Origin of the sequence: Phycicoccus sp. Root101 (genome assembly GCF_001426245.1) — a bacterium.
Classification (GTDB): domain Bacteria; phylum Actinomycetota; class Actinomycetes; order Actinomycetales; family Dermatophilaceae; genus Pedococcus.
On sequence record NZ_LMCM01000008.1, the window covers coordinates 196130 to 220376 of the forward strand.

Below are 24247 nucleotides of genomic sequence, written 5' to 3' on the forward strand. Positions count from 1 at the left end.
ATGCCGACTGGGCGCGTCGTGCGCCCGGTCGCCCTGCCGCCGTGGCCGGCTCAGCTGGACCGGGCCACGGCCTTGCGCAGCCCCGCCTGCATGGACTCGAGGGTCAGGGAGAAGTGGGCCTGGGCGCAGCGCCCCGCCCCGTCGGCGTCGCCGAGGACGACGTGGCGGACCAGCTCGGCGTGCTCGGAGCGGGCCTGGGCGAGGAACTCCGGGGCGTAGGGCTCGGCGCCGAACCCGAGGGTGGCCGCGGCGGTCAGCCGAGCGCTCAGCAGGCTCAGGTGCGGGTTGCGGGCCGCCGCGGTGATGAGCCCGTGGATCCGGTGGTCGACGGCCCTGGCCTCGATCATCCCCTCGACCCGGTCGAACTCCGCCAGCGCCGCGTTCAGCTCGGCGACGTCCTCGGCGGTGCGTCGCTCAGCGGCGGTCCGCGCGATCATCCCCTCGACGAGGCAACGGAAGTCGAACAGGTCGCGCAGCCGCGGCAGCTCGACCTCGAGGGTGCGACGGGCCACCTGCGGCGCCACCTCGCTCCAGTCGACGGTGGACACGAACGTGCCACCGCCGCGTCCCCGGCGGGCCTCGACCAGGCCGAGCTCGGAGACCTGGCGCAGCGCCTCGCGCAGGGTCACGCGGGAGACTCCGAGCGAGGAGGCGAGCTCTCGCTCCGGGGGCAGGCGCTCCCCGGGGGAGTAGGCGCCGACGGCGATGGCGGTGACGAGCCGGTCGGCGAGCGAGGCGGTCATGCTCACGCGGAGCGGGTCGAGACCCCCTGCCGCGCCCCCTCCGCCCGCGGCCCCCAGAAGCTCTGCGCCCTCGTCCACGCGGGGAGTCTACGGGTCGGGGTCCGGCCGCCCGTCTCGTCACCCGATCAAAGGTATTGTCACCAGACCATTTCTGCGGTTGAGTGTCGCGGTCGCCCGCAGGGGCGTCCCAGGACCAGCCGAGGAGACCTGTGAACCAGACAGCCGTCCGCGCCATACCCGAGCCGAGCCGGACCGGGACGGTGCCCTTCCGGGGTCACGGGACGTGGTTCCGCGTCACGGGCGACCCCGACGCGCTGCGCCCCGACGCGCCGCGGGCGCCCCTCGTGGTGCTGCACGGAGGGCCCGGGGTCGCGCACGACTACACCCTCGCGATGACGGCGCTCGCCGGCGACGGGCGTGCGGTCGTCCACTACGACCAGCTCGGCTGCGGCCTGAGCACCCACCTGCCCGACGCCGACCCCGCCTCCTGGACCGTGGAGCTCTTCATCGAGGAGCTGCGCGCCGTCGTGGACCACCTCGGCATCGGCGACCGGTTCCACCTGCTCGGCCAGTCGTGGGGAGGCATGCTCGCCAGCGAGGTGCTGCTCGCCGACCCGCACGGTGTCGCGAGCCTGAGCATCTGCGACAGCCCCGCGTCGATGGCCCTCTGGCTCGAGGCGGCGGCCACCTTGCGCGCCGAGCTCCCCGAGGAGGTCCAGGCGGCGCTGCTGCGGCACGAGGAGGCCGGCACCACGGACAGCCCGGAGTATGCCGCCGCGATGCAGGTCTTCTACGACCGCCACGTCTGCCGCGTGGTGCCCAACCCGCCGGAGGTGCTCGCGTCCTTCGCCCAGCTCGAGGCCGACCCGACGGTCTACCACACCATGAACGGGCCGTCGGAGTTCCACGTCGTGGGCACGCTCAAGGACTGGACCGTGGTCGACCGCCTCCCGGGCATCACCGCGCCGACGCTCGTGGTCAGCGGTGCGCACGACGAGGCGATGCCGATCGTGTGGCAGCCCTTCGTCGACCGCATCCCGGGTGCCCGCTCGCACGTGTTCGCGCAGTCCAGCCACATGCCGCACGTCGAGGAGCCCGAGTGGTTCACCGCCGTGGTCGGCGCCTTCCTGCGCGAGCACGACTGAGACAGCACGACCACCGGCCCCCGTCCCACCGTCCCCCGTCCACGTCCCCCGTCCACGTCCCACCCCTTCCCCCGAGGAGCGTCGTGAGCAGCACCCATGACACCGAGCTCGCCGAGTTCGGTTACCGCCAAGAGCTGAACCGCACCCTGTCCACCACGGACCTGATCATCTACGGGCTCGTCTTCATGGTGCCCATCGCGCCGTGGGCGATCTTCGGCGTGGTCTACAACGAGTCGAAGGGCATGGTGCCCCTCGTCTACCTCATCGGCCTGGTGGCGATGATCTTCACCGCCATGTCGTACGCGCAGATGTCGCGCGCCTTCCCGATCGCCGGGTCCGTGTACTCGTACGTCGGTCGGGGGCTCAACCCCAAGCTGGGCTTCCTGGCGGGCTGGACGATCCTGCTCGACTACCTTCTCGTGCCGACCCTGCTCTACGTGTTCGCCGCCGAGTCGATGGCCGGGATCTTCCCCGACATCCCGAAGGCGCTGTGGATCGTGCTCTTCCTCGTCGTCAACACCGGCGTGAACTACATCGGCATCTCGTTCACGGCCATCGTCAACCGGCTCTTCCTCGCGGCCGAGCTGCTCTTCGTCGTGATCTTCGTCGTCATGGCCGTGGTCGCCATCGCCCGCGGGACGAGCGGTGCCCGGTTCACCACGGCGCCGCTGTTCGACTCCGGCGACTTCACCCCGGGCCTGGTCGCGACCGCGCTGTCCATCGCGGTGCTGAGCTTCCTCGGGTTCGACGGCATCGCGACCCTCTCGGAGGAGGCCAAGGGCGGACGCAAGGCGGCGGGCCTGGCCATGGTGGTCGGGCTCGTCCTCGTCGCGTTCTTCTTCGTCTCCCAGACCTGGCTCGCGGCGATGCTCGTGCCGGACACGCAGCAGTTCGGCGACGACGAGGTCAACAACGCCTTCTTCGGCATCGTCGAGCAGGTGAGCAGCCACGGGTGGCAGGTCGCCTTCCTCGCCATGAACGCCCTGGCCGTCGGCATCGCCAACGCCGTCGCCGCCCAGAGCGCCACCTCACGGCTCCTGTTCTCGATGAGCCGTGACGGGCGGCTGCCCGGCTTCCTGGCCCACGTCAACAGCCGCACCAAGGTGCCCGAGCGCGCGATCCTGCTCGTCGGTGGCCTCACCCTCGTCACCGGGCTGTTCTTCGTCGGCCAGGTCGGCCTGATCTCGTCGTTGGTCAACTTCGGCGCGCTCACGAGCTTCCTGCTCCTGCACGTGTCCGTCGTGTCCTGGTACGGCGTGCGGAAGCATTCGCGCAACGTGTTCCTGCACTGGGTCTCCCCGGTGCTGGGCTTCGCGGTGATCGGCTACGTCCTGTGGAACGCCGAGGCGGCCGCCAAGATCGGCGGGCTCGTCTGGCTGGCGATCGGCTGCCTCGTCCTGGCGTGGTACACCACGCACGACCGGGGCATCCTGCCCGAGCACGCCGCGGACGGGCCTGCGGCGCGGGACCAGTCCGTCGAGGCCCCGAGGGGAGGACGGGCATGAGCGAGCACCTGCTGACCAGAGACCAGGGGCGGCCGGGGCTGTCGGCCGCCGATGAGCCGGTGCTTCGGGTCGCGGCCGGGGGCGGTGACCGCATCACCTTCGAGACCGACGACACGGCATACGCCCAGATGGAGGAGCGGCGCGACCTCGCCAAGGTGACGGCGCCCCTCAACCCGGTCACCGGACCGGTGTTCGTCGAGGGTGCGGAGCCCGGCGACGCGCTCGCCGTCACCATCGAGGACATCACCTTCGGCGACTTCGGCTGGTCGGTGTACATCCCGGGCGCGGGCGCGCTCGCGGGACCGATGGGCGAGGAGTGGTTCGTGCGTCGGATCCCGTTGCGCGACGGGCGGGTCCAGCTCACCGACGGCCTCGACTGCCCCGCTGCTCCCATGGTCGGCTGCGTCATGGTTGCTCCCGCCGACGGCGACCTCTCGACGGTCATGCCCAGCTACCCCACCGGCGGCAACATGGACCTCACCGACGCCGCCCCGGGGTCGACGGTCTACCTGCCCGTCCAGGTGCCGGGGGCGCTGCTGTCGCTCGGCGACCTGCACGCCGTGATGAGCAGGGGGGAGTCGTCGTTCGTGGCCATCGAGGCGGCCGGCCGCGTCACGGTGACCGTGGACGTCGTCAAGGGGCTGGGCGCCCGGCTGCGCGCACCGCGGGTCGACACCGGTCGTGAGCTGGTCTGCGTCGGTCTCGGCGACCCGGTCCAGGACTCGATCGACATGGCCTACGAGTCGCTCTTCTCGGTGCTCGTGGACGAGCGCGGGGTGAGTCGTGAGGACGCCTACGTCGTGATGAGCGCGCTGGCCCACACCGAGCTCGGCGGCCCGACGGGGTCGGTGGCTCCCGACCCGCTGCACCCCTTCCGCCCGGTGGGGGCCGTCACCCTGGCGCGGATCGCGCACGAGGTCCTCGACGCGCTCTGAGCCCGGCGGGTGGCCGACGCGGCGGCGCCCTCCCGTCGCAGGGAGGGCGCCGCGCTCGTGCGGGTCAGGGGTGTGACCACCCCGGAGGGGTCGGCTCAGAAGCGGATGAAGGAGTCGAACTGGCCGTGCGCCGAACCGCGGCTGACCGTGCGGGTGCCGTAGTGCTCCGGGTGCGACCAGTTGTACTCCTCCACGACGAACGTGCCGTTGGCGTTGACCTTCGCGACGTAGGCGACGTGGCCGAAGCTGCCGGCGTCGCTCTGGGCTATGTCACCCACGTGCGGGCGGCTGCTCACGGTCACACCGGCGGCGCGGGCGGCGTCGTCCCAGTGGTTGGCGTTGCCCCAGTGCTGGCCCTTGTAGGAGTTGGTGAAGCCGACGTGCTTGACCGAGCGGGCGCGGAACGCGGCGAACGACGTGCACTGGCCCTTGTAGAAGTTCCAGGGGTCGACGCCCGACGTCTGGCCGCTGTACGGGTAGTTGTTGCCGATGACCCCGCTCGGGGTGCTCGGGGCCGGGGCGGAGCCGCCGCACTTCGGGGCGACGCGGCCGTCGGAGCCGGTGTAGATGTAGGCGTCGGAGACGAACCGGCCGGTGCCGATCTTGTCCCAGATGTTCGAGGTGCCGTAGGTGCCCTTGACCGTGCTGCCCGTGGTCTGGCAGATGATGTTGACCTTGGCGCCCTTCTTCACGGTCCCGACCTTGGCGTAGCCGGTGCCGGGGCCCTTGCGGACGGACAGGCTGGCGCCGGACGTCTTCACGGTGCCGGTCGCGGCGTCGGCGGCGAGGGCGATGCCCCCGGCGAGGCCCAGGCCGGCGACGGAGGCGACGGCGAAGCGGACGGGCTTGCGGGTCATGACGGTGCTGAGCATTGCGGTGATCCCCTCGGTAGTGGTGCCCGGCCACCTCGGCCCGGCTGCAGAACCGAAGGTAGGAGCGGGGGATGCCCCCCGGCGATGGGGAGAGGTCCCCGCCTCACGTCCACGTGGGTATGGCGTCGAGCCGAGTTCTGTTGCAGCACAACGGAACCCAGCGGACGCTGAACGTGTGGTCACCTCGAGGGGAGAGCTCCCCTTCCGCGCTGAGGGGTGGGGATCTGCCGCTTCACCAGCTGGTGAGTCGGCCGATTCCCGCCCCTCGGCGGGACGGCGTGGTCAGGCGGGGACGTCGCCCAGGTCGTCGGCGTCGACGATGCGGTAGGCATAGCCCTGCTCGGCGAGGAACCGCTGCCGGTGCGCGGCGAACTCGGCGTCCACGGTGTCGCGGGCGACCACCGAGTAGAAGTGCGCCGTGCGGCCGTCGCCCTTGGGACGCAGCACCCGGCCGAGGCGCTGGGCCTCCTCCTGCCGGGACCCGAAGGTGCCGCTCACCTGGATGGCGACGCTGGCCTCGGGCAGGTCGATCGAGAAGTTCGCGACCTTGGAGACGACCAGCAGGTCGATCTCACCGACGCGGAAGGCCTGGAACAGCTTCTGGCGCTCGGCCACAGAGGTGGCGCCGGTGATGACCTCGGCCCCGAGGCGCTGGGAGAGCTCGTCCAGCTGGTCGAGGTACTGGCCGATGACGAGCGTGGGCTCGCCCCGGTGCTGGGCGACGATCTTCTCCACCACGGGGATCTTGACCGGGCTGCACGAGGCGAGGCGGTAGCGGTCCTCGGGCTCCGCAACGGCATACGCGAGGCGCTCGCTGTCGGGGAGCGTGACCCGCACCTCCACGCAGTCGGCCGGCGCGATGTAGCCCTGCGCCTCGATGTCCTTCCACGGGGCGTCGTAGCGCTTCGGGCCGATGAGCGAGAAGACGTCGGCCTCGCGGCCGTCCTCGCGCACGAGCGTGGCGGTGAGGCCGAGGCGACGGCGGGCCTGGAGGTCGGCCGTCATCCGGAAGATCGGGGCCGGGAGCAGGTGCACCTCGTCGTAGACGATGAGGCCCCAGTCGCGGGCGTCGAGCAGGTCGAGGTGCGTGTAGACGCCCTTCCGCCGGGTCGTGAGCACCTGGTAGGTCGCGATGGTGACCGGGCGGATCTCCTTGCGGGCGCCGGAGTACTCGCCGATCTCCTCCTCGGTGAGGCTGGTGCGCTTGATCAGCTCGTCGCGCCACTGCCGGGCCGAGACGGTGTTGGTCACGAGGATCAGCGTGGTGGCCTTGGCCTGAGCCATCGCCCCGGCGCCGACGAGGGTCTTGCCGGCGCCGCAGGGGAGGACGACCACGCCGGAGCCGCCGTGCCAGAACCCGTCGACCGCCTGCTGCTGGTACGGCCGCATCGACCAGTCGGCGTTGTCCAGGTCGATCCGGTGGGCCTCGCCGTCGACGTACCCCGCCTCGTCCTCGGCGGGCCAGCCGACCTTGAGCAGCTCCTGCTTGAGGTGGCCCCGCTCGGACGGGTGGACCAGGACGCGGTCGGCGTCGATGCGCTCACCCATGAGCGGCTTGATCTTCTTGTGCCGCAACACCTCCTCGAGCACCGGGCGGTCCGTGGTCCGCAGGAGCAGGCCGTGCTCGGGGTCCTTCTCGAGGGTGAGGCGGCCGTACCGGTCCATCGTGTCGGCGACGTCCACGAGCAGGGCGTGCGGCACGGCATACCGGCTGAACGTGATGAGCGCGTTGACGACCTGCTCGGCATCGTGCCCCGCGGCCCGGGCGTTCCACAGGCCCAGCGGCGTGACCCGGTAGGTGTGGATGTGCTCAGGGGCGCGCTCGAGCTCGGCGAACGGGGCGATCGCCCGACGCGCCTCCTCGGCGCGCGGGTGGTCGACCTCGAGCAGGAGCGTCTTGTCGCTCTGGACGATCAGCGGTCCGTCGGTCACGGACTGGTCGACCCACCCACGGCAGCGATACCGACGAGGCCGGCGATGACCAGCACGACGAGGACGACCGTGACGGCCAGGGCGATCCAGCCCCACCTGGTCCACTTGCCCATCTCGGAGGGCTGGTCCTTCTTGGTCACCGCGATGATCGCGAAGACCAGGGCGGGGATGCCGATGCCGCAGGCACCGATGGTCAGCAGCCCGGACACGACGAGGAGCGCGATCGTGCTGCCGCTCAGGGAGTCGGACGTGGGTCCGCCTCCGTACGGAGCCTGTCCGTAGGCGGGGGCGGGGGCGCCGTAGCCGGCCTGGCCGTAGCCGGGAGGCGGCGGGGGCGTGCCGGGGGCGCCGTGCTGGGAGGCCACCTCACCCTGGGTGGGGTGGCTCGGGGCGGCCGGCGGCGCGGCATACGGGTTTTGCGCAGCAGGGTCCGGGGAGGCGTACGGGTTCTGCGGAGCATCCGCCGCCGGGGGGGCGCTGTACGGGCTCTGGGGCGCCGCGGGAGGCGGGGGCACCGACGACTCGGTCGGGACCTGCTGGGTGTCACCACCGGTCGGCAGCTGCTCGGTGTGCTCCGTGGCTCCGGCCGACGACGGCGAGCCGTAGGACGGCGCGTCGCTGGGAGCCGTCGGGTCGCGGAAGATGTCGTCTCCGCGGTCCTCGGTGCTGTCGTTCCTGGGGGTGTCGCTCATGCGATGTCCTTCAGCCGGGTCCGGTACTGCGCCCAAATCTAACCTGCGCCGCCGGGCCCGGTGTCCGGCAACCACGAATCCGGGCAGTGGCAGGATCAGGGACGTGACCACCGGACTGCCGCAGCTCGAGCCCGCCACCGACCTGCCCGGGGCCGTGACCATCTACGAGGTGGGTCCGCGCGACGGGCTGCAGAACGAGAAGACCGTCGTCGCCGCCGAGGTGAAGGCGGAGTTCGTGCGGCGCCTCGCAGCTGCCGGACTGCGGACGATCGAGACGACGTCGTTCGTCCCCGCAGCCTGGGTCCCGCAGCTGGCGGATGCCACCGAGGTGCTCGCGCTCCTCGGCGACGCCGGCAAGGGTCCGCAGCGCCCCGTCCTGGTCCCGAACGAGCGAGGGCTCGACCGGGCCCTGGAGGCCGGGGTCGGGGCGGTGGCGATCTTCGGCAGCGCCACGGAGACGTTCGCCCGCAAGAACCTCAACCGCACGGTCGAGGAGTCGATCGCGATGTTCGCGCCGGTCGTCGACCGGGCGCGCCAGTCGGGCCTGTGGGTCCGTGCCTACCTGTCGATGTGCTTCGGCGACCCGTGGGAGGGACCGGTGCCGGTCGACCAGGTCGCCGACGTCGCGGTGCGCCTGATGGACCTCGGCGCGGACCAGCTCTCCCTCGGCGACACCATCGGGGTCGGCACGACCGGGCACGTGAGCCGGTTGCTCGACGCCCTGGAGGCCCGCGGCATACCGGCCGACCGGGTCGGCGTGCACTTCCACGACACGTACGGCCAGGCGCTCGCGAACACGATGACGGCCCTGCGGCACGGCGTGACCGTCGTCGACGCCTCCACCGGTGGCCTGGGCGGGTGCCCCTACGCCAAGAGCGCCACCGGCAACCTCGCCACCGAGGACCTTGTCTGGGCCCTCGACGGTGCGGGGGTGCAGACCGGGGTCGACCTCGCGTCGCTCGTCGAGACGAGCACGTGGATGGCCGAGCAGCTCGGGCGCCCGTCTCCGTCGCGGGTGGTCAAGGCACTCGCCGGGAGCGACTGACCGGCGCCGGTCGGGCGTCAGCCGACGGCAGCGCCGGTGACGCGGTGGATCGACAGGGTGCGGTTCAGGCCCTCGGTGGTCCCGTGGACGCGGCCGCCCTCGACCCGCTCGGGGTAGAACAGCAGCCGCTGGACCCGACCGTCCGCGTCGGAGTACCCGAGCCAGACGGCCTGACGGTCGGCGGCGGCGTCACGCAGCACGGCGAGGGTGGTCGTCGGGTCGGTGCTCGGCAGGCTGGGTCCGGGGCGCGTGGCCACCTGCTCGCGGTGGTAGTCCGCCGCCGCCTCCCCGGCCCGTAGCGCGCCGACCAGGGTGGTGACGAGCTCGTCGTCGACACCCGTGGCCGTGACGGGGGAGGTGCGCCGCTGCAGCGGCGTCCGGTGCCGTCCCGCCTGCGGGACGACGATCCCGCCGTCCGGGGTCTCGGCCGCGGGGGCGAAACCGTTCTCCCGCAAGAAGTCCACGACGGTCTCGGCCGCCACGGGGGAGACGAGGACGGTCGGGGCGATGCTGCGCAGCTGGAGGGGCGACAGCGCCCGCTCGGCGAGCATGGCTCCCAGCGTGGTCTCGTCGTCGCACCGGATGTAGGCGCGCATCGCCCCGACCCGCGCCTGGCCGTGGCGTCGTGCGACGTCGCGGACGAGGTAGTCGAGGGGTTGCGGGACGGGGGTGTGGCTGGCGTCGCTGAGGGTGCCCACCACCTGGTCGACCGACCACCCGGCGTCGAGCGCGCGCCGCACCGAGTCGGGGGTGAAGCGGTAGACCGTCGCGCCGCCGCGCGACTCGACGTCGGCGACCAGACGCATGAAGGTCGCGAGGCCTCCGGCCAGGGGACCGGGTGCGATGGCGGTGAGGTCGGCCTGGAGGAGCACGTGCTCGACGGGGTCGGGCAGGTGGGGCTGCATCGCCGCGGCGAGGGAGGACTGGTCGCGCCCCTCGAGCAGGGCCCGCCCTGCGGTGGAGAGCGCGCCGCGTCCGGTGACGCCCAGCCACTCGGCCTCGCGGAGCGTTGCGGCGATGACGGCCTCGAGGGTGCCGGGGACGCGACGGGGCCGCCGCCAGCGCAGGGCGTTCGCGACGGACGCCGGTGCCGGGGCCAGCCCGGTGGGGGCGTCGCCGAGCTGGTCGAGGACGTCCCGGCGAAGACCCCTGGCCGGTGGCCAGTGGGCGTCCGGGCCGAGGGCGTTCACGGTGCCCGACGCGCCCGCAGGGGTGGTGCCGACGAGGTGGGGTGCGCGGGTCGTGAGGAGCCAGGCCCGCGCGACCACTGCCCAGCGCTGGTCGCCGGGCTGCTGCTGCCACTCGTCGTACGCCGGCGTCGGAGCCCACGACGGGTCGAGCGAGCCGTCGTCGGCGAGGAGGCCGGCGGCATACGCGAGCTCGACGACGAAGGCCGCCCGCGTCTCGTCGACGTCGAGGACCGAGCCGATCCGCTTGAGGTCGCGCACGGCGAGGCCACCCGACCGCAGCACGCGTGGCGGTCGCAGCCCCCACTCGGCAGCGAGCTCGTCGACCAGGGCGAGGAGGTCGGTGACCTGCTGACCGGCGGCGGCGTCGACCGCGTCCGGGGTGCGGTCCTCGCCGTGGAGGTCGGGTGAGGTGAGGGCGGGTTCGGCGTGGCTGCGGCCGCCGCGCAGCGCCAGGGCGACCTCGCGCGGCAGGGCGATCTGCTCACCGCCGACCGAACGCACGAGGTGGTGCTCGAGCAGCCAGCGCGCACCCTCGGCCACGCGGTCCGGGGTCCCGGTCGGGAGCACCGCCATCGGCGGTCCCCAGGTGAGGCGGTCGAGGATGGCACGGGCGGCCGGTGGCGCGTCGGAGACGGCGGCGACCACGGCGTCGGCAGGCGGCGCGGGGGCCGCGCCGGGCAGGTCGGTCGCGCGGGGGCCGAGTCCGGCGGGGTGGACGAGCACCTCGCCGACCGTGCGCACGACTCGCAGGCCCTCGGGGCTGCGCCAGAGCAGGGCCACCGTCCAGAGGTCGTCGAGCAGGGGCTGCACCTCGGCCGCGGTCGACCCGAGCAGGGCCGCGACGGTCGACGGCTGCACCGGCGACGAGCTGGTCGCGGGAGCGGTCAGGGCCGCCTCGAGGACCTGGAGGTGGGCCAGGTCGAGGGAGTCGACGGCGCGCTGGACGCTGGCGCGGGTGCTCGCCCGGGCCGCGAGGGCCGACAGGTCCGCGGGCGCCGGGCGGGCCAGGTCCTGCCGGCGGTGCAGGAGAGCGCGGAGCTCGTCATCGGTGCGCCCCCGGACGTCGTCGGCCATCGACCGGACGGCCGTGGGCTGGGGGCGGGACTTCGGGGGCACCGGACCACGGTAGTCGGCCGCCGTGAGGTCGCGTACCGCGTGACCGAGGGCCGGGTGTGGGTCTCGTCCCGGCCGGGTGCTGTGCCGGGGCTCCGCCTGGTCCTGGCCCGGTCCTGTGCCGGGTCCGAGGCGGGCTCCGAGGCGGGGTCTGGGGCGGGGTCCGGGCGCGGTCGAGTTTGGCGCGATTCCCAGTTGAACCACAGGTTCCCGAGGGATGATGCACAGAGCGAGAGGAGCCGCCATGTCGGAGCCCACCGGACCCACGGGGCCCATTGACCCGGTCGATCCCACCCGGCCGATGCCCACGCCGCACCCGGGGCAGCAGCCCGCACAGGGGCAGCCGCCGGCACAGGCGTCCCGGCAGGAGTCGTTCCCGTCGGCCACGTCCGAGGCGGCCCACGCGGCACCGGCACGGCCCGCGGGACCAACCGGCGCGGCCGGGCCGACCAGCACCGCCGGGGCGACCGGTCCCACGCCGCCCAAGGGACCCAACCTCTGGCGCCAGGCCACCTCCACCACCGGCGGCACGATCGCGCTCATCGTCGCCTCCGTGCTCACCCTGCTCCTCGTGGTCGGCGTGCTCGGCGTCGGTGCGGTGGCCGTCGTCCGGACGGTGGCCGGGCACGACGGCGACCGGATGGGCCAGATGCACGGCCGCAGCGACAGCGCCCCGGGGCAGCAGCGCCGCCTCGAGAACGGCCCGATGGGCCGCGGTCAGCTGCCCGGCACCGAGGACGGTCCCGGCAAGGGCAAGGGCAAGGGCGACGGCTACGGCAACGGCAAGGGCAAGCCGAACGGCAACGGCAACGGCAACGGCAACGGCAACGGTCTCGGTGGTGGCCTCGGTGGCGGCCTCGGCATGGGCTCGATGATGGGTGGGGCAGCCGCCCTCGGCGACGTGCAGCACGGCGAGTTCACCGTGCAGGACGCCACCGGCAAGGCGGTCGTCATGACCCTCCAGCGGGGCACGGTCACCGCCGCGTCCAGCACGTCGGTCACCGTCAAGAGCGCCGACGGCTTCAGCGCCACCTACGTCATCGACGACACCACCCGTGGCCGTGCCGGTGCGCTGGCCAAGGACGATGTGGTCCTCGTCCTCGCGCGGAAGGACGGCAGCAAGGCCGTGTCCGTCCGGGTCGTCCGCGGCGCCTGACCACCGCAACGGCGGACCCGCTGCCCGGCCAGTAGCGTGAGCCCGTGAGCACCTCTCCCAGCGGCGAGCAGTGGACCCTCCGGAACGGACGTCAGGAGGCCACCGTCGTCGAGGTGGGCGGCGGGCTGCGGACCTACACGGTCGACGGGGTCGACGTGGTCGCCGGTTACGCCGAGGACGAGTTCTGCCTCGCCGGTCGTGGGCAGGTGCTGATGCCCTGGCCCAACCGCATCCGGGGTGGGCGGTACACGTTCGCCGGCGTCGACCACCAGCTGGCCCTCACCGAGATCCCGCTCTCCAACTCCAACCACGGCCTGGTCCGGTGGTTGCCGTGGCAGCTGCACTGGCACGACGACGACTGGTCGGCCCTCACCGTGCGCACGCGCTTGCACCCCTCACCGGGGTGGGACGGCAGCCTGGACCTCAGCGTCAACTACGTCCTGGACGACGACGGCCTCACCGTGAGCGCGCACGCGGTCAACGTGGGGAGCTCGCCCGCACCGTTCGGGTATGGCGCGCACCCCTACGTCGCCCTCGGGGAGACCCGGCTCGCCGATGTCGAGCTGACCATCCCCGCCACGCGTGAGGTGCTCGTCGACGAGCAGATGATCCCGGTCGCCACCGAACCGGTCCGGCCCGAGACGGACTTCCGCGAGGGGCGGGCCCTGGGTGGCACGAGTCTGGACACGGCATACACGGACCTCGCGCGGACCCGCGCGGACGGTGGGTGGGAGGTCGTCGTCGGCGGGCTCGCCACCGGCGAGGTGCGGGTCTGGGGCGACCGGGCGCTGGACTGGGTGCAGGTGTTCACTGCCAAGGGCGCCGACACCGGGGTCAAGGGAACCCGCGGCATCGCGGTCGAGCCGATGTCGTGCCCGAGCAACGCGTTCAACTCCGGGGACGGGCTGGTGGTCCTCGAACCCGGTCAGGACTGGTCGGCAACCTGGGGCATGAACCCCAGCCACCTCGCCTGAGCCTCAGACGGGTCGGGCCCCTGCCGGGTCGACGACCGGCACGACCTGGTCACCCGTCAGACCGTTGACCTCGGGCGGGATCCGGCGCTCGACGGCGAGGGCGAGCAGGGCCATGGCGCCACAGCTGACGACGAGCATGGCGATGAACTCCGCTGACCACCGGTGGTTGAGCATGAACCCGGCGACCACAGGTCCCAGGATCGTGCCGGCCTGGAACGCTCCGGCACTGACCGCGTTGTAGCGACCGCGCAGGTGGTCCGGGGCCATGTCGTTGGTGATGGCGGGGATGGTCGGCTGCAGCAAGGTCTCCCCGAGCGCGAACAACGCGTGGAAGGCCAGCACCCCACCGGCTGCGACGAGGGTGCCAGGGGCGAACCCGGTGAGCCCGAGCGCCACCCAGGCGGCAGCCCACAGGGCGGCCATGACGAGCAGCACCCGCGTGCGGCGGCGACCGGTGATGCGGTGCAGGACGGCGAACTGCAGACCCACGATCACCGCGGTGTTGAGGGCGAAGGCGAAACCGATCACCTCGGTCGGCACCTCGCTGACCTGACGGGCGAAGGCGGGGAACCCGGCCTCCATCTGGCCGTACCCGACGAACGTGCCGAGGAACGTCAGCACGGTCATCCACACGACAGCCGGCTGGCGGACGATGTCGAGGTAGGAGCCGCCGGACCCCTCGGTGCCCTCCGGCTTCTCGGCGCGGCCGTGGACGTGGCGCAGGGGGCCGAGCAGGAGGCCGATCGGCACGAGCATGCTCGCGGCGTCGGCGAGGAAGATGACGGTGAACGACGTGGGGTTGTGGACGTCGGCGTAGAGGCCACCGATGACCCCGCCGAGGCCGATGCCGAGGTTGACCAGGGCGAAGTTGACGCCGAAGTACTGCTGGCGCGCAGGACCGGTGGTGACGGCCGCGACGAGGGCGTTGAACGCGGGCCAGGACACCCCGAAGTTGAAGCCGAGGAACACGAACGCCAGCGCCACCGTCCACGGCGTCGTCGCGAACGCCAGCACGACGCAGCCGACGAGCTGGGCGCTCGTGGCGAGCAGGAGCATCCGGCGGGCCCCGACCCGGTCGGTCAGGGCGCCACCGGGGCCGGTGACCGCGAGCGCCACGACGGCGATGAACGCCATCAGGGCGCCGGCGAGGTCGAGCGAGATGCCCCGGACCTCGTTGAGGTAGATGACGGTGAACGGCAGCGTCAGGCCGCGCCCCAGCGTCTGGACGGCCACGGTCGACAGCAGCCAGCGACCTTCGACCGACAGGTCTCCCCAGAACTGGCGCACGCTCTGCCGCTGGCTCGAGGACTCACTCACGGTTCCATCCTCGCGCACGGCACCGACAGTCCCGAACCGGTTTTCCGGCCGCGCGGGGCCCGGGTGACGCGCGCAGGGCCACCCGGCACGCGGCATACCCGGAAAGGATTTGGCACCACCCGATAGCCTTGCGATGCGCACAGAGCGCACCCAAACTTTCGACGTAGAGGTGGACCAGTGCCCACTGGCAAGGTCAAGTGGTACGACGCGGAGAAGGGCTTCGGCTTCATCTCCGGTGACGACGGCAGCGACGTGTTCCTCCACGCGAACGCGCTGCCCGAGGGCGCGAGCACGCTCAAGGGCGGTGCCCGCGTCGAGTTCAGCGTGGCCGAGGGCCGTCGTGGGACCCAGGCACTCCAGGTGACCCTGCTCGAGCCGGCGCCCAGCGTGACGGCCGGCAAGCGCGAGCAGAACCGCAAGTCGCCCGAGGACCTCGCCCCGCTCGTCGAGGACGCCATCAAGCTGCTCGACAGCACCAGCAACTCCCTGCGTCGGGGCCGCCGCCTCGACAAGGAGCACGGCACCAAGGTCGCCGCGGTCCTGCGCTTTCTCGCCGACCAGCTGGAGCCGTGAGCATGGCCACCCCCAAGAAGGACCCGGTGCTCGAGGGCGCCGTCGACCTGGCCCGTGAGGCCGCCGAGTCCATCGCGGAGGCCGGCACCGTCGGTGAGCACCTCGGCATGGAGCTCGACGAGGAGCGCCTCGGGACCCACTACTTCGCGTGCACGGCCCGGGCGTACCCCGGCTGGCGCTGGGCGATCACCGTCGCGCGGGTGCCGCGCGGCAAGTCGGCCACGGTGTGCGAGACCAACCTCGTCCCCGGTGACGGCGCGCTGCTGTCGCCGGAGTGGCTGCCGTACGCCGACCGCATCGCCCCCGGAGACCTCGGTGCCGGCGACGTCCTGCCCTACAAGGAGGACGACCCGCTGCTCGAGCCCGGGTTCGAGGCCACGGGGGACGAGGAGGTCGACGAGCTCGCGACGTACGAGCTCGGGCTCGGCCGCAAGCGCGTGCTGTCCGCCGAGGGCCGCGAGGCCGCGGCCCAGCGCTGGTACGAGGGTGAGAACGGCCCGCACGCCGAGGTCGCCGAGAAGGCCTCCTCGCCCTGCTCGTCCTGCGGGTACTTCCTCCCGATGGCAGGTGCCCTCCGGTCTTTTTTCGGCGTGTGCGCCAACGCCTGGTCGCCTTCCGACGGTCGCGTCGTGAGTCTTGACCACGGCTGCGGCGCCCACTCCGAGGTCGACGCCGAACCCGCCGAGCACGTCCACACCGGCGAACCGATCGTCGACGAGCTGAGCTACGACCTCGTCTGAGGGACGTCCCCCCTTCCGCCCACTTCCGCAAAGCGGGTGTCGTTCGGCAACACGGGACTTATTTGTCCTGGCATTGCCGAACGACACCCGCTTCGTCGTGTCGGCGGTTTCCACAGGCGCGCACTCGTGGGACCGCCGTCCACAGCTGCCGCTGGCGTCCGTTGGCCACGGCCGGTGACGGCATCACCCTCTCGGCATGGACTCGCAGGCAACCGCGTTGGTGGAAGCGCAGGGTGGGGTCATCGGTGCCGGCCAGCTCGCCCGGTTGGGCATCCCCGCGTATGACGTGCAGAGCTGGGTCGCGCGCGGCTACCTGCGCCGGGTACGCCGAGGAGCCTTCGTCGCCGGCCGCCGATGGGACGACGCGGACGGCGACGAGCAGTACCGCCTGACGGTGATGGCGGTGATGCGTTCACGGCTGGACGGAACGGCCGGCGCGGTCGAGGCAGCCAGTCACCAGGCCGCACTCGCTCTCCACCGACTGCCCCTGTGGCACGTCGACCGCCGCCTCGTCGTGCTCAGCGGCGACGTGCAGCAGTCCACGACCCTGGCAGGGCTTCGGGTCATGCCGCTCCGGTCGATGGCTTCGGTGGTCGAGGTCGACGGGCTGCCCACCCTCGCGCTCGCAGACGCGGTCGTGACGACGGGCTCCGGGTCGGTCGAGGCGGGCGTGGTGGCCGCCGATGCAGCCCTGCACGGACAGGCAGCCACCACCGACGACCTGCGCGCCGCCGCCGACCGGCTCCTGCCCGGGCTGCGTGGACGGGCCCGGGTTCGACGGGTGCTGGCGGCGATGGACCCGCTGGCAGAGTCGCCGGGCGAGAGCCGGACCCGACTGGTGCTGTCGGCCCTGGGGCTCCCCGTCGAGTCGCAGGTGGTCGTCCGGGACGAGCAGGGTGGGTTCGTCGGCCGGGTCGACTTCCTCGTCGCCGGGCGCGTGGTCGTCGAGTTCGATGGTGCGGTGAAGTACGGCGGCGCCGACGGTCGGGACGGCCTCGTCGCAGAGAAGAGGCGCGAGGACCGGCTGAGGTCCCTCGGTTACGAGGTGGTCCGTCTGACCTGGGCCGACCTCGCCCATCCTGCGCGGATGCTGGCCCAGATCAGGGCTGCCCTCCTGCGTCGCGCCGCCTGACCTGCTCGCCAGCACGCCGCGCACGGGTGACGTGCGCGCCATACCGTCGTCCCGGTAGCCGTGCCCCGGGCCTCGCTGACCCGGCAAAGCGGGTGTCGTGTGGCAAAACCGGGACAAATAAGTCCCGTGTTGCAGAAGGACACCCGCTTCGCGCAGGGGTGGGGTTATTCGGCGCCGGCGGCGTTGCCGCGGCCGCGTCTCACGTAGGAGAAGCCGAGCAGGCCGAGCACGATCGCGGCCACGCAGGTCCATGGCCACCAGTGGCGGTCGCCCTGGTGCAGGGCCGGGACGACGAGGGTGACGACCAGTGCCACGAGCCACGCGACGGTGCCCCACAGGGTGACGGTCGCGCTGCTCAGCGAGAGCGGCTGGAGCTCGTCCGACGCGGGGGAGTCGGGGTGCCGCTGCGACTCGCTCATGCGTGCAGCCTATCTTTCACACCGCCGCAACACGCAGGCCCTACTCTGCTGCCCATGGCGAAGTCCTCACCCACCTCCAAGCCTGCGACGGCCTCGGCCGCCAGTGCCCCCACCAGCGGACTCGACGGGTTCTTCCGGATCACCGAACGCGGCTCGACCATCCCGCGGGAGATCCGCGGCGGCCTGGTCACGTTCTTCACGATGGCGTACATCGTCGTGCTGAACCCCCTCATCATCGGCACCCAGCAGGACGGCACCGGCCAGTTCCTCGGCGGCGGTGACATCGTCAAGGCGCAGACCCTCGTGGCTGCCGGGACGGCGCTCGTCGCCGGCGTGATGACCCTGCTCATGGGGGTCGTCGCGAACTACCCCCTCGCGCTCGCGACCGGCCTGGGGCTGAACGCGTTCGTGACGTTCGGCATCGCCAAGCTCCCCGACATGACGTGGGCGGACGCGATGGGCCTGATCGTCATCGAGGGCGTGATCATCCTCGTCCTCGTGCTGACCGGGTTCCGGCAGGCGGTGTTCCGCGCCATCCCGGCCGAGCTGAAGACCGCGATCTCCGTGGGCATCGGCCTGTTCATCACGATCATCGGCCTGGTCGACGCGGGCTTCATCCGCCGCACCGGCACGGGCCCGGTCCCGGTCGAGCTCGGCATCGGCGGCACCCTCAACGGCTGGCCGTCGCTCGTCTTCGTCATCGGCGTCCTCGCGATCATCCTCATGATGGTCCGCAAGGTGAAGGGCGCGATCCTCTACGGCATCGTCGGCGGCACGGTGCTCGCGATCATCGTCGAGGCGATCGGCAACATCGGTGGACAGTTCGACGCGACCGGCAAGTTCGTCAACCCGGCCGGCTGGGGCCTGAACGTCCCGACGCTGCCCAAGACCATCGTCGAGGTGCCCGACTTCTCGCTGCTGGGCAACTTCAGCATCCTCGGCTCGTTCAGCAAGATCGGCGTGGTCGCCGCGGTGCTGCTCGTCTTCACCCTGCTGCTCGCCGACTTCTTCGACACCATGGGCACGATGGTCGCGGTCGGCGCCGAGGGTGGGCTGCTCGACAAGAACGGCAACCCGCCGAACTCCGACAAGATCCTCATGGTCGACTCGGTCGCCGCGATCGCGGGTGGTGTCGGCTCGGTCTCGTCCAACACGTCGTACATCGAGTCGGCCGCTGGTGTCGGCGAGGGCGCCCGCACGGGTCTGGCCTCGGTGGTCACGGGCGTGATGTTCCTCTTCGCGACGTTCCTCGCCCCGCTGGTCAAGGTCGTCCCGTACGAGGCCGCGACCCCCGCGCTCGTCGTCGTCGGCTTCCTCATGATGCAGCAGGTCAAGGGCATCGACTGGGACGACCTGGAGATCGCGATCCCCGCGTTCCTCACGATCGTCCTGATGCCGTTCACCTACTCGATCACCGCGGGCATCGGTGCCGGGTTCGTCGTCTACACCCTCATCAAGGCGGCCCGCGGCAAGGCCGCCCAGATCCACCCGCTGCTGTGGACCGTGTCCGTCCTCTTCGTCATCTACTTCGCGATCACCCCGATCAAGGAGCTGCTCGGAGTCTGACCGGGCGCGGGTCCGGGCACCCGCACCACCACGTATGCCGCGTGGCCCCGCGAGGGGGCCGCGCGGCATACGTGCGTGTGGGGCCGGTGCGACCGCCCACCGGGAGGCGAAGGCGTCGTGAAACCGCGGTGAAAGCGTCGTCGCACATGCTGGTGCCATGAACTCCACCGACACACTCGCCGTCCGCGCGCAGGGCCTGGTCAAGACGTTCGGCGACCAGCGCGCCGTCGACGGCATCGACCTCGAGGTCCACCGCGGCGAGGTCTTCGGCGTCCTCGGGCCCAACGGTGCCGGCAAGACCACGATGCTCAAGATGCTCGCCACGCTGCTGCCGATCGACGGCGGCACCGCTGAGGTCTTCGGTCACGACGTGAGCCGGGAGGGCCACGTCGTGCGGCAGCTGCTGGGCGTGACGGGGCAGTACGCCTCGGTCGACGAGAACCTCACAGCCACCGAGAACCTCCTGCTGTTCGGTCGCCTCCAGGGACTGAGCCGTGGTGAGTCCCGGCGGCGGGCGGGGACCCTGCTCGAGCAGTTCGACCTCACCGAGGCCGCGGCCAAGCCGATCAGCGCCTTCTCCGGCGGGATGAGGCGCCGGCTCGACCTCGCCGCGAGCCTCATCACGCGGCCGCCGTTGATCTTCCTCGACGAACCCACCACCGGGCTCGACCCGCGCACCCGCGGCCAGATGTGGGACACCATCCGCGAGCTCGTGACCGAGGGGTGCACCGTGCTGCTCACGACCCAGTACCTCGACGAGGCCGACCAGCTCGCCGACCGCATCGCCGTCATCGACCGGGGCGTCAAGGTCGCGCAGGGCACGTCCGACGAGCTCAAGTCCTCGGTGGGCCGCAGCTCGCTCGTGCTGCACCTCGCCGACCCGGCCGACCTCCAGGCGGCCACCGAGACCGCGCGCCGCCTCGTCGGCGAGGAGCCGGTGCCCTCACCCGAGTCGCGGCGCCTCGCCGTCCCGCTCGAGCGCAGCGACCAGGCCGTCGACGTGCTCGTCGCCCTCCGCGAGCAGGGGGTCGGGATCGAGTCGCTCACCGTCCAGAAGCCCTCGCTCGACGAGGTGTTCATGGCCCTCACCGGCCACGGCACCGACCCGTCCGACCCGTCCGGCACGTCCGGCACGTCCGGCACGTCCGGCACGGCGTCCTCCACCACGTCCACCACCACGTCAGAGCTGGAGGCCGCATCATGACCACCACCACCAACCCCGGTGCGAACCCGACCACGACACCCACCGGCGCCGACCGGCCCGCGGTCCTGGACCGCCAGCTGTCGACCCACGTCTCCCTGCGCGACACCGTCGCCCAGACGATGACGCTGGCCTGGCGCTCGACCATGAAGATGCGGCGCAACTTCGAGCAGCTCTTCGACGTCACGATCCAGCCGCTGCTGTTCACGGCGATGTTCGCCTACATCTTCGGTGGCGCCATCAGCGGCAGCGTCAAGGGCTACCTGCCGCTCATCATCACCGGGCTCATCGGGCAGACCGTCCTGACGGCCTGCGTCGCCACCGGCGTCCAGCTCCGCGAGGACATGGACAAGGGCGTGTTCGACCGGTTCAAGGTGCTGCCGATCGCCCGGATCGCCCCCCTGGCAGGACCGATGGTCGCCGACCTCATCCGGTACGCCATCGCCTCGACGCTGACCTTCGCCACCGGCATCGCCCTGGGCTACCGACCCGGGGGTGGGGTGCTCGGGGTGCTCGGCGCGATCCTCCTGGCCATCGTCGCCGGCTGGTCGCTGGCGTGGATCTTCACGTGGTTCGGCACGATCGGGAAGACCGCGCAGGGTGTGCAGGGCGTCTCGCTGATGGTGATGTTCCCGTTGACGTTCCTGTCCAACGCGTTCGTCCCGACGGCCACCATGCCGTCGTGGCTGCGCGCGTTCGCCGACGTGAACCCGGTCAGCCTCGTGATCACCGCGATCCGCGACCTCGCCAACGACGGTGCCGTCACGGGCCACGTCGGCTGGGCCCTCCTCGGCTGCGCGGTCGTCATCGCGGTCTTCGCCCCGCTGTCGGTGCGGAGCTTCAACCGGAAGATGTGAACCGGCGCAGCAGCTCCGACGCGTCCGGCACGAGGTCCGGACCCGGCCGCGCGCCATACTCCTGCAGGAGCTGGCCGAGGAGTCCGGGCCGGACCTCGTCGGCGAGGGCGACCAGGGGTTCCCAGGCCAGTGAGGGGAGCGTCCGGTTGTAGTTCCAGCGGCGGGCGATCGCGAGCAGCCGCACGGCGTCGTCGGTCAGCGCGGGGTCGCCGAACCGAAGTCCCCAGGCCCCGATCGCGACGAGCATCACCCCGCTGAGGGGGAGGTCGTCCATGGGCGCGCTGGTGGTGGATCCGCCCGACGACCTGGCCGAGGCGCCGAGCAGCAGGTCGCGCAGCTCGTCGGCGCGCGGGTCGGGTCCGGGAGGGCCGTGGTGGACCCGGGCGGTGAGGCCGGCGCCGGCGGCGATGGAGACCCAGGGCGTCGGCCCGCCGGTCCACCCGGGGATGTCGACCATCACCTCGACCAGGGCGCGCTCGTAGTGCGCGAAGCCGTCCTGCGTCTCACCGCGGGCCAGGGCCAGCTCGGCCCGCGCGGCGTGCAGGACCATCCGTGACCCCAGCTGGCCGCCGTCCGGCAGCTCGCCGATCTCGTCCATCAGCGCCGCGGCCCCGTCGACGTCACCGTCGAGCAGGCGCGAGACCACCGAGGTGAACCGCATCGAGCTCGCGTCGTCGTTCGCGTGCAGGCGCAGCAGCACCGGCCACGCGAGCTCGGCGTGGTGGGCCGCGACGTGGTGGTCCCCGACGTACATCGCGAGCTGGGACAGCTCGGTGTGCAGCGACGCCTCGAGGTATGGCGTGAGGCCGTCCTGGGCGAGCGCCTGCCGGCTGTGGGCCACGGCTGCCGCCACGTCCCCGACGTTCTCGGCCGAGATGGCTGCCCAGAGGAGGAGCATCGCGACGCGGCCGGGGTCGGGCTCGTCGGCGGTGAGCTCGACGACCCGGGAGGCGACGTCGCCACCCTCGCCCTCGACGAACATCGCGTGGGCGGCCAGCGCCATGGGGTCCCGTGACGGCCCCCACCGCAGCATGGCCTGGCGCAGGTCCGAGGTGTCCCGCCCGCGGATCCAGCTGAGGTGGATGAGCAGGAGGCCGGCGGTCTCGAACGCTGCCGACCGCTCCGTGTCGTCGCGCGGGTCCCAGTCCGCGAGGACGTTCTGCGTCGCGTCGGCGAGGGCGAAGATGCGCGCGTGGTTGCCGGTCATGGTCCACAGGCTGCTCAACGTCGCCATGAGCCGGGCCACGGTGCCCGTGTCGCCGCCCAGCAGCGCCCGGCGGAGCACGTCGGTGAGGTTGTTCTCCTCGACCAGCAGGGCGTCGACGGTGGCGTACTGGTCGGGGGAGAAGAAGACCGAACCGACCGCCGCCACGAGGTCCAGCGCCCAGGTGGTCTGCGCCTCGAGGGCCACCTCGTGGTCCCCGTGCTCGAGCAGGCGCAGCCCGGCGAACTCGCGCACCGTCTCCAGCATCCGGAACCGCGTCGCCCCACCGATCTCCTCGACCGTGACGATCGACTGGTCGGCCAGGGCCTCGACCCGGTCCATGCCGTCCGGACCGACCACGGCGGTCGCGGAACCGGCGTCGAACCCGTCGTGGAACACCGACATCCGGGCGGCCGCGACCCGTTCGTCCTCGGTCAGCAGGTCCCACGACCACTCGATGACGGCGGTGAGGGTGCGGTGCCGTTCGGGGGCTCCCCGGTCGCGGCTGCGCAGCAGGCCGAACCGGTCGTCGAGGGCGGCCCTGATCTGCTCGACCGACATGGTCCGCGCCCGCGCCGCGGCGAGCTCGACCGCGAGCGGCAGGCCGTCGAGGCGGGCCACGACCGCCTCGATCGTGCCGGGGTCGAGGGCGACTCCGGGACGGACCGCCTGCGCGCGACGGACGAACAGGTCGGCACAGTGGTCGGGCGCCAGCTGGGTCAGCGGCACGACGCGTTCGGCGGCGATCCGCAGGGGGGCCCGACTCGTCGTGAGGATGCTGAGGTCGCGGGTGGTGGCCAGGAGGAACGCGACCAGCCCCGCGATCGCCTCCAGCAGGTGCTCGCAGTTGTCGAGCACGAGCAGGGCCGGACTGCTGTCGAGCTCCTGGGCGATGCGCCCGCGCACGTCGGCCTGCTGGGCCGGTGTCAGGGAGTGCCGCGCGGTCACCGACCCCCGGATCCCGAGGGCCGCCCCGACCTCGGCGACGACGTCGTCCCCCGATCCGAGGCCGACGAGCTCGACGACGTGCACCCTCGGCTGGGTCGCCTCGCGGGCCAGCACGTGTGCGATCCGGGTCTTGCCGATCCCCCCGGGCCCCAGCACCGTCGTGAGCCGACCCGTCGCCAGCGCCGCCCGCAGCCGCCGCAGGTCCTCCTCGCGCCCCAGGAGCTCCTCGGCGTCGAACCGCACGCCGGTGCGCCGAGGGTCGTCCGCGGCCAGCAGCTCGCGGTGGGTGCGCCGCACCGCCGGGTCCGGGTCCACCCCGAGCCGGTCCGCCACGTCGCGCCGGTAGACCTCGTAGCGTTCCAGCGCGGCGGGGACGCCGTGGACCGTGGCCTCGGCCCGCAGGAGCGCCACGAGGACCTCGGGGTCGTCGGGCGTGGTGGCCGCCAGCGCCTGCAACCGCGGCAGGGCCTCGGTATGCCGCGCGGTGCCGGCCAGGGAGAGGGCCAGGACGCGCTCGGCGGCGTGCACCCGGTGGCTGGCGTCCGCGCGGAGGTCGGCGAGCGGACCGCTGCCACGGTCGCCGACGGCCACCTCGGTGGCGGCGCGGGCGGCGGGTTCGGCCTGCTCGGCGGTTCCGGACCGCCACGCCTGCTCGGCACCGTCCACGAGCTCGTCGAGCAGCCAGACGTCCACCGCGGCACGGGGCAGGCCCAGCCGGTAGCCGCGGTCGTGACGTTCGACCAGGGAACGGTCGATGGAGCGCAGCCGCGACACCAGGACCTGCAGCGCCTTGGTCGGCTTCTCGGGAGGGTCGCCGCGCCACACCTCCTCGACGATGCGGTCATCGCCCAGGCCGGCGGGGTGCGCGGCGAGGAGGGCGAGGAGCGCTGCCGGCCGGTCACCGGGGATGACTCGGTCGTCCCAGGTGACACGGTCCAGGAGGCGCAGCCGGGCGGTCACCCCGCCAACCCTAGGACGCTCGCGGGCT

Annotated in this window: 20 protein-coding genes; 12 read left to right on the plus strand and 8 right to left on the minus strand. The window is 72.4% G+C overall.

All coding sequences use genetic code 11. The features are described 5' to 3' along the window. Window positions 1-50 precede the first annotated feature (50 nt). Entirely contained in the window at window positions 51-821 is a 771-nt protein-coding gene (locus ASC58_RS13790; RefSeq protein WP_157581472.1) for a FadR/GntR family transcriptional regulator, read from the minus strand. A 131-nt stretch (window positions 822-952) separates the two neighbouring features. On the opposite strand from ASC58_RS13790, the gene ASC58_RS13795 reads away from it, so the two are divergent. The 3 genes from ASC58_RS13795 (at window position 953) to ASC58_RS13805 (ending at window position 4328) form a co-directional block, all read left to right on the plus strand. Next, a complete protein-coding gene (locus tag ASC58_RS13795; protein WP_056919702.1) occupies window positions 953-1888 on the plus strand; it encodes a proline iminopeptidase-family hydrolase in 936 nt (311 codons plus the stop codon). An 83-nt stretch (window positions 1889-1971) separates the two neighbouring features. Then, window positions 1972-3393 (plus strand): APC family permease, encoded by a 1422-nt coding sequence (locus tag ASC58_RS13800; RefSeq protein ID WP_056919703.1) that lies wholly within the window; start codon window positions 1972-1974, stop codon window positions 3391-3393. After that, window positions 3390-4328 carry an acetamidase/formamidase family protein gene (locus ASC58_RS13805; RefSeq protein WP_056919704.1) on the plus strand — a complete coding sequence of 313 codons (939 nt, stop codon included), beginning with the start codon at window positions 3390-3392 and terminating at the stop codon, window positions 4326-4328. The genes ASC58_RS13800 and ASC58_RS13805 overlap by 4 nt, the downstream gene beginning before the upstream one ends. Before the next feature lie 95 nt (window positions 4329-4423). Here ASC58_RS13805 and ASC58_RS20675 read toward each other — a convergent pair whose 3' ends face one another. The 3 genes from ASC58_RS20675 to ASC58_RS13820 all read right to left on the minus strand — a co-directional run bounded on the left by ASC58_RS20675 (window position 4424) and on the right by ASC58_RS13820 (window position 7824). Continuing rightward, window positions 4424-5200, minus strand: coding sequence for a CHAP domain-containing protein (locus tag ASC58_RS20675; RefSeq protein WP_082553295.1), 777 nt, complete (start codon window positions 5198-5200; stop codon window positions 4424-4426). Window positions 5201-5482: 282 nt separating this feature from the next. Then, entirely contained in the window at window positions 5483-7132 is a 1650-nt protein-coding gene (locus tag ASC58_RS13815) for a DNA repair helicase XPB (RefSeq protein WP_056916437.1), read from the minus strand. Continuing rightward, on the minus strand, window positions 7129-7824 hold the full coding sequence (locus ASC58_RS13820; RefSeq protein WP_056919705.1) for a hypothetical protein: 696 nt from the start codon (window positions 7822-7824) through the stop codon (window positions 7129-7131). Before ASC58_RS13820 ends, ASC58_RS13815 begins: the two co-directional genes overlap by 4 nt. Window positions 7825-7927: 103 nt before the next feature. On the opposite strand from ASC58_RS13820, the gene ASC58_RS13825 reads away from it, so the two are divergent. Then, window positions 7928-8869, plus strand: a complete 942-nt coding sequence (locus ASC58_RS13825; RefSeq protein WP_056919706.1) for a hydroxymethylglutaryl-CoA lyase — start codon at window positions 7928-7930, stop codon at window positions 8867-8869. A gap of 17 nt (window positions 8870-8886) precedes the next feature. Here the strand turns inward: ASC58_RS13825 and ASC58_RS13830 are convergent, their stop codons facing one another. Then, window positions 8887-11175, minus strand: coding sequence for a helicase-associated domain-containing protein (locus tag ASC58_RS13830; RefSeq protein WP_235529235.1), 2289 nt, complete (start codon window positions 11173-11175; stop codon window positions 8887-8889). Window positions 11176-11416: 241 nt separating this feature from the next. Here ASC58_RS13830 and ASC58_RS21100 point away from each other — a divergent pair, with 241 nt between their 5' ends. Next, window positions 11417-12328, plus strand: coding sequence for a hypothetical protein (locus ASC58_RS21100; protein WP_056919707.1), 912 nt, complete (start codon window positions 11417-11419; stop codon window positions 12326-12328). Window positions 12329-12372: 44 nt separating this feature from the next. Further along, window positions 12373-13302: an aldose 1-epimerase family protein gene (locus tag ASC58_RS13840; RefSeq protein ID WP_056919708.1), complete on the plus strand. Its 930-nt coding sequence runs from the start codon at window positions 12373-12375 to the stop codon at window positions 13300-13302. A gap of 3 nt (window positions 13303-13305) precedes the next feature. On the opposite strand, the gene ASC58_RS13845 is transcribed toward ASC58_RS13840, so the two are convergent. Continuing rightward, a complete protein-coding gene (locus ASC58_RS13845; protein WP_056919709.1) occupies window positions 13306-14619 on the minus strand; it encodes an MFS transporter in 1314 nt (437 codons plus the stop codon). 177 nt (window positions 14620-14796) lie between these two features. Between ASC58_RS13845 and ASC58_RS21870 the strand changes: the two genes are divergently transcribed. The 3 genes from ASC58_RS21870 to ASC58_RS13860 all read left to right on the plus strand — a co-directional run bounded on the left by ASC58_RS21870 (window position 14797) and on the right by ASC58_RS13860 (window position 17064). Continuing rightward, entirely contained in the window at window positions 14797-15192 is a 396-nt protein-coding gene (locus tag ASC58_RS21870) for a cold-shock protein (protein WP_056916443.1), read from the plus strand. Between the two features lie 2 nt (window positions 15193-15194). Further along, window positions 15195-15932: a DUF3027 domain-containing protein gene (locus tag ASC58_RS13855; protein ID WP_056916444.1), complete on the plus strand. Its 738-nt coding sequence runs from the start codon at window positions 15195-15197 to the stop codon at window positions 15930-15932. 196 nt (window positions 15933-16128) lie between these two features. Beyond that, window positions 16129-17064 carry a type IV toxin-antitoxin system AbiEi family antitoxin domain-containing protein gene (locus ASC58_RS13860; RefSeq protein ID WP_056919710.1) on the plus strand — a complete coding sequence of 312 codons (936 nt, stop codon included), beginning with the start codon at window positions 16129-16131 and terminating at the stop codon, window positions 17062-17064. A 164-nt stretch (window positions 17065-17228) separates the two neighbouring features. Here ASC58_RS13860 and ASC58_RS13865 read toward each other — a convergent pair whose 3' ends face one another. Then, window positions 17229-17483: a DUF2530 domain-containing protein gene (locus tag ASC58_RS13865; protein ID WP_082553299.1), complete on the minus strand. Its 255-nt coding sequence runs from the start codon at window positions 17481-17483 to the stop codon at window positions 17229-17231. 54 nt (window positions 17484-17537) lie between these two features. Here ASC58_RS13865 and ASC58_RS13870 point away from each other — a divergent pair, with 54 nt between their 5' ends. The 3 genes from ASC58_RS13870 (at window position 17538) to ASC58_RS13880 (ending at window position 21107) form a co-directional block, all read left to right on the plus strand. Beyond that, complete coding sequence (locus tag ASC58_RS13870) at window positions 17538-19049, plus strand: NCS2 family permease (protein ID WP_056916447.1); 1512 nt, start codon at window positions 17538-17540, stop codon at window positions 19047-19049. A 157-nt stretch (window positions 19050-19206) separates the two neighbouring features. After that, a complete protein-coding gene (locus ASC58_RS13875) occupies window positions 19207-20253 on the plus strand; it encodes an ATP-binding cassette domain-containing protein (protein ID WP_056919711.1) in 1047 nt (348 codons plus the stop codon). Continuing rightward, window positions 20250-21107: an ABC transporter permease gene (locus ASC58_RS13880; RefSeq protein ID WP_056916449.1), complete on the plus strand. Its 858-nt coding sequence runs from the start codon at window positions 20250-20252 to the stop codon at window positions 21105-21107. Before ASC58_RS13875 ends, ASC58_RS13880 begins: the two co-directional genes overlap by 4 nt. Here the strand turns inward: ASC58_RS13880 and ASC58_RS13885 are convergent. After that, on the minus strand, window positions 21091-24219 hold the full coding sequence (locus ASC58_RS13885; protein ID WP_056919712.1) for a BTAD domain-containing putative transcriptional regulator: 3129 nt from the start codon (window positions 24217-24219) through the stop codon (window positions 21091-21093). The two genes, ASC58_RS13880 and ASC58_RS13885, sit on opposite strands and share 17 nt — an antisense overlap. Window positions 24220-24247 lie beyond the last annotated feature (28 nt).

Coding starts and splice junctions, on each gene's coding strand:
- ASC58_RS13805 (WP_056919704.1), top strand. CDS start 3,390: ATGAGCGAGCACCTGCTGACCAGAGACCAGGGGCGGCCGGGGCTGTCG.
- ASC58_RS13865 (WP_082553299.1), bottom strand. CDS start 17,483: ATGAGCGAGTCGCAGCGGCACCCCGACTCCCCCGCGTCGGACGAGCTC.
- ASC58_RS21100 (WP_056919707.1), top strand. CDS start 11,417: ATGTCGGAGCCCACCGGACCCACGGGGCCCATTGACCCGGTCGATCCC.
- ASC58_RS13880 (WP_056916449.1), top strand. CDS start 20,250: ATGACCACCACCACCAACCCCGGTGCGAACCCGACCACGACACCCACC.
- ASC58_RS13875 (WP_056919711.1), top strand. CDS start 19,207: ATGAACTCCACCGACACACTCGCCGTCCGCGCGCAGGGCCTGGTCAAG.
- ASC58_RS13860 (WP_056919710.1), top strand. CDS start 16,129: ATGGACTCGCAGGCAACCGCGTTGGTGGAAGCGCAGGGTGGGGTCATC.
- ASC58_RS13820 (WP_056919705.1), bottom strand. CDS start 7,824: ATGAGCGACACCCCCAGGAACGACAGCACCGAGGACCGCGGAGACGAC.
- ASC58_RS13870 (WP_056916447.1), top strand. CDS start 17,538: ATGGCGAAGTCCTCACCCACCTCCAAGCCTGCGACGGCCTCGGCCGCC.
- ASC58_RS13855 (WP_056916444.1), top strand. CDS start 15,195: ATGGCCACCCCCAAGAAGGACCCGGTGCTCGAGGGCGCCGTCGACCTG.
- ASC58_RS20675 (WP_082553295.1), bottom strand. CDS start 5,200: ATGCTCAGCACCGTCATGACCCGCAAGCCCGTCCGCTTCGCCGTCGCC.